Origin of the sequence: Streptomyces sp. NPDC004629, from assembly GCF_042873595.1 — a bacterium.
In the GTDB taxonomy this organism is placed as follows: domain Bacteria; phylum Actinomycetota; class Actinomycetes; order Streptomycetales; family Streptomycetaceae; genus Streptomyces.
The window spans coordinates 25,324-31,918 of record NZ_JBIALO010000052.1; the positions used below are offsets into that span (position 1 = coordinate 25,324).

Sequence of the window (6,595 nt, forward strand, 5' to 3'; positions counted from 1 at the left end):
ATCCACTCATGTCTGTCGATCGTGTGGAAGCGACGGAAGCAACCGACGGCACGAAAGAGACGAACGACACGAACGACACGAAGGCAGCCGAGGCGACCGCGGGCGGCGTCGAGACCGCGGGGGCGGCCGAGGCCGTCGCGGCGGCGGCCAGCGTGCTCACCTATCCGGTCGCCCCGGGCGTGCGGCTGAACGTCCGCAGCGGTCCCGGCACCAACTACGGCATCGTCCGGGTCCTGCCCGCCGACACCCGCGTCCCGATCTTCTGCCAGACGCCGGGCACGACGATCACCGGCCCCTACGGCACCTCGAACATCTGGGACAACATCGACAACGGCGAATACGTCTCCGACGCCTATGTGTACACGGGCAGCGACGGCTACGTGGCCTCGCGCTGCTCCTGACCCGCCCCGGAGCCCGCGGACCCGCGGCGCCATAATCGTCCCGTGAGCGACGAACCCGGCACCCCGGACGCCCCCGCGGGCTCCACCGGCGGCGGACCGAGCGGCCCCCGCCCCGAGCCCCTGCGCTTCTTCGGCACGTCCTGGGTGGACCACGACGCCGGCTACGCGGCCCGCCGCGCCGGCGTGGCCGTCGGCTCGCTCGCGGCGGCGGTCGCCTCCTGCCTGATCCTCCGCTTCGCCTACCAGGGCCTGCAGATCGCCGACACGGGATCCTTCGTGACCGTGCTGGTCGTGGTGATGTTCGCGATCTGCAGCGCGCTGGCCTTCCGCAACACCTGGGACCGCTTCGGCAGGCGCCCCGACCCCGAACGCCAGGCGTCCCTGCGCGGCCTCCTGGCCATCGGCTTCGTCGGCTCCCTCCTCGCGTACTTCTTCCGATCCCTCGTAGAGGCTCCCGGCGAGAAGCTGCACCGCGCGGAGTACGAGGCGGCCCGCACCCGGCACGAACGCCGCACGACCCGCCGCACCGGCAACCCCTCCAGAAAGAAGCGCCGCCGCTAGCGGTTCCGGACACCGGTCACTGCGACGGAAGCGCGGCCGCTCTCTTAGGCGTGGCGGCCAGCCGCAGGCCCACCTCCACCAGGACCCAGCCGAGCCGAACCCGCAGCCCCCGGTGCCGCCGAACCACAGCAGCGAGGCGGTACGCGTCGGCTTCGCCGCACAGTTCGGCGGCGCGGATGCGGTGCAGCGCCAGATGCGTCTCGGTGTGCATGGGACGGCCTCTCAGCCCGTGTGGAGCGGAAGGACGTGCGTGTGGACGCGCACCTGCTCGACGTCCGGCGCGCCGTCGTCGTGAGCCGGTACGCGGTAGCTCTCCACCAGGTCGTGCATCTCGTGGATGAGGTCCAGGGCGCGTTCGGGCGTGAGACTCAGCGTCCAGTCGCTCATGTCCGAGGAGCGGTTCCACGCTTCGGACCATTCGTCGCGGGTGCCGAGCCAGGTCGCCAGCTCCCGGGTGTGATGGTTCGCGAGCTCGTGCAGAAACAGGTCGGCGGACCCACGCACCTCGGGGTTGCCGTCCTTGAGCAGCGCCGAGTCGAAGCGCACGCCCGTGTGGACCGCCTGCCACCACCGCTCCCGTCCCTTGCCGTGCTCCGGCGGTGCGCTGCCCCGTACCGATGCCCGCTGCCGCTTCCCGCCCCGGTCGCAGCACCATGAACGTATGACCACTACGCCCCCGCCCTCCCACGCCAGCCGGGCCCACTCCTTCAACGCCGCCGCGGCGCAGTACGGAGCGAACCGCCCCTCCTATCCACCCGCCCTCTTCGACACCATCGAGGAACTCGCCGCCCGTCCCCTCGTCGGCGCCCGGGTCGTGGACGTCGGCGCCGGCACCGGAATCGCCACCGCGCTCCTGCGCGCCCGCGGTGCCCACGTGGTCGCGGTGGAACCCGGCGACGGCATGGCGGCCGAGTTCCACCGCGGCCTCCCCGACGTCCCGATCGTCCGGGGCAACGGCAACGCCCTGCCCCTGGCCGACGCCTGCGCCGACCTGATCACCTACGCCCAGGCCTGGCACTGGACCGACCCCGCCCGGTCGGTGCCGGAGGCGCTGCGGGTGCTGCGGCCGGGCGGAGCCCTCGCGCTGTGGTGGAACACCAGCGCCCTCGACATCCCCTGGATCGACGCCCAGACGGACCGCATCGAGCGCCACTTCGGCCGCGACGGGGTGGTGGCCAAGAACGGCGACGGCGTGCGCACCGCGCTGGCCGACCCCAGCGGCCGACTCGACTTCGTCCACCGCACGGTCCGCTGGAGCCGCCGCGTCCCCGTCGACACCCACCTGGCCAACATCGGCAGCCACTCGATCTTCCTGACGCACGGCGAGGAGAACGCCACCGCCTTCCTCGCCCAGGAGCGGACCCACCTCCTCGCCGCCTTCCCCGACGGCACCGTGGAGGAGGTCTACGACGTGGAACTGCTGGTCGCCCGCAACGCCTAGCGACCCTTGACGGCCCCCGGCGCCGGGAGCATTATTCACCGAGTGATGAATAATGCCTCCGGCCCACCGCCCACGCCCGAAACCCCCGCCGTACAGGCCACCGCCCTGACCGTCGAACGCGGCCCCCGCACCGTCCTGCGCAACCTCCGCTTCACCGTCCCGCGCAGCCAGATCACCGGCCTGCTCGGCCCCTCGGGATGCGGCAAATCAACGCTGATGCGCGCGATCGTCGGCACCCAGGCCAAGGTCACCGGCACCCTCGACGTCCTCGGCCGCCCCGCGGGCCACCCCACCCTGCGCACCCGTATCGGCTATGTCACCCAGCACCCCTCTGTCTACGACGACCTGACGATCCGCCAGAACCTCGACTACTTCGCCGCGATCCTCACCCCCGGCCGGGCCGCCTCCGCACGCCGTCACGACGACGTCACCCGAGCCATCGCCGACGTCGACCTCACCAGCCACGCCGACGCCCTCGCCGGAAACCTCTCCGGCGGCCAGCGCAGCCGCGTCTCCCTCGCCGTGGCCCTGCTCGGCGCCCCCGAACTACTGGTTCTCGACGAACCCACCGTCGGCCTCGACCCCGTCCTGCGCCGCGACCTGTGGGCGCTCTTCCACGACATCGCCGCCACCCGCGGCACCACCCTGCTCGTCTCCTCCCACGTCATGGACGAGGCCGAGCGCTGCCACCGCCTGCTGCTCATGCGCGACGGCGAGATCCTCGCCGGGGGCACCTCCCGGCCGGAGGCCGGGGGAGAGACCCCCGAAGCCCTCCTCATCCGCACCGGAGCGGACACCGTCGAGGCCGCCTTCCTGCGCCTCGTGGACGAGGCGACCGCAGCCGGCCGCGCCAAGGAAACGACCCGATGAACACGACCACCGCACCCGCCCGCACCGGCGCCCTGAACCTCTCCCGCACCACCGCCACCGCGACCCGGGTCCTGCGCCAACTGCGCCACGACCCACGCACCATCGCGCTGATGCTGCTCGTCCCCTGCGTGATGCTGTTCCTGCTCCGCTATGTCTTCGACGGCAGCCCGCGCACCTTCGACACCATCGGCGCCTCTCTCCTCGGCATCTTCCCCCTCATCACGATGTTCCTGGTCACCTCCATCGCCACCCTGCGTGAGCGCACCTCGGGCACCCTCGAACGCCTCCTCGCCATGCCCCTCGGCAAGGGCGACCTCATCGCCGGCTACGCCCTCGCCTTCGGCGCCCTCGCGATCATCCAGTCGGCGCTGGCCACCGGCCTCGCGGTCTGGTTCCTCGGCCTGGACGTCATCGGCTCGCCCTGGCTGCTCCTGCTGGTCGCCCTCCTCGACGCCCTGCTCGGCACCGCCCTCGGCCTGTTCGTCTCCGCCTTCGCCGCCTCGGAGTTCCAGGCGGTCCAGTTCATGCCCGCGGTGATCTTCCCCCAGCTCCTCCTCTGCGGTCTCTTCACACCCCGCTCCGCCATGCACCCCGTCCTTGAGGGCATCTCCGACGTCCTGCCGATGTCCTATGCGGTCGACGGCATGAACGAGGTCCTCCACCACACCGACATGACGGCCACGTTCGTCAGGGACGTCCTCGTCGTGGCGGGCTGTGCGCTGCTGGTCCTCGCCCTGGGCGCGGCCACCCTGCGGCGCCGCACGGTCTGACCCGACACCCGGACGTCCGCCCAGCGGACAACACCGCACACCCCGGACCCCCGGTGCGAGGATGTACCCCGGACGACGCACCCCGGAGGGCACCCGCACCATGACCCAGAAAGTCGCAGTCCTCGGCACCGGCAAGATCGGCGAAGCCCTGCTCAGCGGAATGCTCCGAGCCGGCTGGGCCCCCGCCGACCTGCTCGTCACCGCCCGCCGCCCCGAGCGGGCCGAGGAACTCCGCGCGCGCTACGGAGTCACCCCGGTCACCAACGCCGAGGCGGCCAAGACCGCCGACACCCTCATCCTCACGGTCAAGCCGCAGGACATGGGCACCCTCCTGGACGAACTCGCCCCGCACATCCCCGCCGACCGCCTGATCATCAGCGGCGCGGCCGGTATCCCCACCTCCTTCTTCGAGGAGCGCCTGGCCGCGGGCACCCCTGTCGTCCGTGTCATGACGAACACCCCCGCCCTCGTCGACGAGGCCATGTCCGTCATCTCCGCCGGCACCCACGCCACCGCCGACCACCTCGCCCACGCCGAGGAGATCTTCGGTGCCGTCGGCAAGACCCTCCGCGTCCCCGAGTCCCAGCAGGACGCCTGCACCGCCCTCTCCGGCTCCGGCCCGGCGTACTTCTTCTACCTGGTCGAAGCCATGACCGACGCGGGCATCCTCCTGGGCCTGCCCCGGGACAAGGCCCACGAACTCATCGTCCAGTCCGCGATCGGCGCCGCCGTGATGCTCCGCGACAGCGGAGAACACCCCGTCAAGCTCCGCGAGAACGTCACCTCGCCGGCCGGCACCACCATCAGCGCCATTCGCGAGTTGGAGAACCACGGCGTACGAGCCGCCCTCATCGCCGCCCTCGAAGCCGCCCGCGACCGCAGCCGCAAGCTGGCCTCCGGCAAGAGGGACTGACCCCACCGAACCCCGCCTCGGCGGCGAGGCCTACCGGGCCGTGTGCAGCACCGGCTCCGACACGGGTTCCAGCAGCCCGATCGCCCGGTAGGCCGCATCGACCGTCGGCCGGGCCATGGCCCGCGCCTTCTCCGCACCCTCCCGCAGCACCCCCTCCACATACACAGGATCCGCGCACAACTCCTTGTGCCTGGCCTGTACGGGCCTGAGAACCTCGACCACGGCCTCCGCGGTGTCCTTCTTCAAGGCGCCGTACGACTCATATACACCGCCCAAGGCCTCCGGGTTCCCACCCGTGCACGCCGCCAGGATCTCCAGCAGATTCGCCACCCCCGGCCGCGCCTCACGGTCGTACACGACGTCCCGCCCGCTGTCCGTCACGGCCCGCATCACCTTTCTGCGCACCGCGTCCGGCTCGTCGAGCAGATAGACGATGCCCGGCCCGAAGTCGTCCGACTTCCCCATCTTCGACGTCGGATCCTGGAGGTTCATCACCCTGGCGGCGACAGCCGGAGGCGTCGCCTTCGGCACCGCGAACGTATGTCCGTACCGCTGGTTGAACCGCACCGCGAGGTCCCGGGTCAGCTCCACGTGCTGCGTCTGGTCGTCCCCGACGGGCACCTCGTCGGCCCGGTACGCCAGGATGTCCGCCGCCATCAGCGCCGGATACGTCAGCAGCGACAGCCGCACGCTTCCACCCCGGGCACGCTCCCGCACGGACTTCTCCTTGTACTGGATCATCCGCCGCATCTCACCGTCCGTCGCCACGCACTCCAGCACGTACGACAGCCGCGTGTGCTCCGCGACGTGACTCTGCACGAAGACGGTGCACAACTCGGGATCCAGCCCCGAGGCCAGCAACAGCGTCGCCGCCTGCCGGCTGAGCCGACGCACCCGCGCGGGGTCGTGGTCCACGGTCAGCGCGTGCAGATCGACGATGCAGAACAGGGCGTCGGACCGGTGCTGGTCCACATCGGCCCACCGCCGCATGGCTCCCAGGTAGTTGCCCAGCGTCAGATGCCCGGTCGGCTTGACCCCGCTGAAGACCCGTGCCATTCCCTCTCCACCTCCTGGTAGGGACCACCGCTCCTGGCGGCCGGCCCTCGAAGGTTCTGGAGGGAGATACAAGAACGGCCGCCGGGGCGGCGGCCGTTGGATGCATACGTGAGCAAGGCCGCCGTCAGGCGGCCCACCACTGCTGGTTACACGTACGCGTCATCACGTCCCCCAGCATACGCGGCCGGGGTGCCCCCAGGACGTGAGTTGACACACCCCCACCGGATACGTAGTGTTCTCCGAGTTGTCCGACGTGAGCGCCGACCCCGGTCGGTCCCCGGACAACGATTCCGCAGGTACCACTCGGCAAACGGCGATTCTCGTCGTGGGCTTTGGTGCGCGCATTTGCGGAATGAGGAATCCGCGTTCGAAAGGCGCAGGACCCCGATTAGCTCGGGAGCCAGGAATCCGCTAAAGTCTCACTCGTCGGAACGGCCCAGCGGGTCGGGAAGACAAATCCCGCCGACCGGGAATCAGGCTCCGAAAGAGTCTGATAGAGTCGGAAACACCGAAGGGAAGCGCCCGGAGGAAAGCCCGAGAGGGTGAGTACGAAGGAAGCGTCCGTTCCTTGAGAACTCAACAG

Annotated in this window: 9 protein-coding genes; 6 read left to right on the plus strand and 3 right to left on the minus strand. The window is 70.7% G+C overall.

From position 1 onward, the window contains the following. The first annotated feature begins 8 nt into the window (after window positions 1-8). Window positions 9-401, plus strand: coding sequence for an SH3 domain-containing protein (locus ACFYTE_RS40290; protein WP_388721926.1), 393 nt, complete (start codon window positions 9-11; stop codon window positions 399-401). A gap of 42 nt (window positions 402-443) precedes the next feature. Then, complete coding sequence (locus ACFYTE_RS40295; RefSeq protein ID WP_388721928.1) at window positions 444-962, plus strand: EamA/RhaT family transporter; 519 nt, start codon at window positions 444-446, stop codon at window positions 960-962. Between the two features lie 16 nt (window positions 963-978). Here ACFYTE_RS40295 and ACFYTE_RS40300 read toward each other — a convergent pair whose 3' ends face one another. Then, on the minus strand, window positions 979-1,173 hold the full coding sequence (locus tag ACFYTE_RS40300; protein WP_388721930.1) for a hypothetical protein: 195 nt from the start codon (window positions 1,171-1,173) through the stop codon (window positions 979-981). An 11-nt stretch (window positions 1,174-1,184) separates the two neighbouring features. Further along, window positions 1,185-1,631: a hypothetical protein gene (locus ACFYTE_RS40305; protein ID WP_388721932.1), complete on the minus strand. Its 447-nt coding sequence runs from the start codon at window positions 1,629-1,631 to the stop codon at window positions 1,185-1,187. On the opposite strand from ACFYTE_RS40305, the gene ACFYTE_RS40310 reads away from it, so the two are divergent. From ACFYTE_RS40310 to proC, 4 genes are all read left to right on the plus strand, one after another. Beyond that, a complete protein-coding gene (locus ACFYTE_RS40310; RefSeq protein ID WP_388721934.1) occupies window positions 1,624-2,403 on the plus strand; it encodes a class I SAM-dependent methyltransferase in 780 nt (259 codons plus the stop codon). The genes ACFYTE_RS40305 and ACFYTE_RS40310 overlap by 8 nt on opposite strands. A 45-nt stretch (window positions 2,404-2,448) precedes the next feature. Continuing rightward, entirely contained in the window at window positions 2,449-3,273 is an 825-nt protein-coding gene (locus tag ACFYTE_RS40315; RefSeq protein ID WP_388721936.1) for an ABC transporter ATP-binding protein, read from the plus strand. Then, complete coding sequence (locus ACFYTE_RS40320; RefSeq protein WP_388721938.1) at window positions 3,270-4,043, plus strand: ABC transporter permease; 774 nt, start codon at window positions 3,270-3,272, stop codon at window positions 4,041-4,043. Before ACFYTE_RS40315 ends, ACFYTE_RS40320 begins: the two co-directional genes overlap by 4 nt. Before the next feature lie 100 nt (window positions 4,044-4,143). Beyond that, window positions 4,144-4,956, plus strand: coding sequence for a pyrroline-5-carboxylate reductase (gene proC / locus ACFYTE_RS40325; RefSeq protein WP_388721940.1), 813 nt, complete (start codon window positions 4,144-4,146; stop codon window positions 4,954-4,956). Between the two features lie 30 nt (window positions 4,957-4,986). Here proC and trpS read toward each other — a convergent pair whose 3' ends face one another. Continuing rightward, window positions 4,987-6,012, minus strand: a complete 1,026-nt coding sequence (gene trpS / locus ACFYTE_RS40330) for a tryptophan--tRNA ligase (protein WP_388721942.1) — start codon at window positions 6,010-6,012, stop codon at window positions 4,987-4,989. Window positions 6,013-6,595 lie beyond the last annotated feature (583 nt).

Bases quoted from the DNA above. Each gene is read 5' to 3' on its own strand.
- ACFYTE_RS40290 (WP_388721926.1), top strand. From the start codon at position 9: ATGTCTGTCGATCGTGTGGAAGCGACGGAAGCAACCGACGGCACGAAA.
- ACFYTE_RS40300 (WP_388721930.1), bottom strand. From the start codon at position 1,173: ATGCACACCGAGACGCATCTGGCGCTGCACCGCATCCGCGCCGCCGAA.
- ACFYTE_RS40310 (WP_388721934.1), top strand. From the start codon at position 1,624: ATGACCACTACGCCCCCGCCCTCCCACGCCAGCCGGGCCCACTCCTTC.
- ACFYTE_RS40315 (WP_388721936.1), top strand. From the start codon at position 2,449: ATGAATAATGCCTCCGGCCCACCGCCCACGCCCGAAACCCCCGCCGTA.
- ACFYTE_RS40320 (WP_388721938.1), top strand. From the start codon at position 3,270: ATGAACACGACCACCGCACCCGCCCGCACCGGCGCCCTGAACCTCTCC.
- proC (WP_388721940.1), top strand. From the start codon at position 4,144: ATGACCCAGAAAGTCGCAGTCCTCGGCACCGGCAAGATCGGCGAAGCC.
- trpS (WP_388721942.1), bottom strand. From the start codon at position 6,012: ATGGCACGGGTCTTCAGCGGGGTCAAGCCGACCGGGCATCTGACGCTG.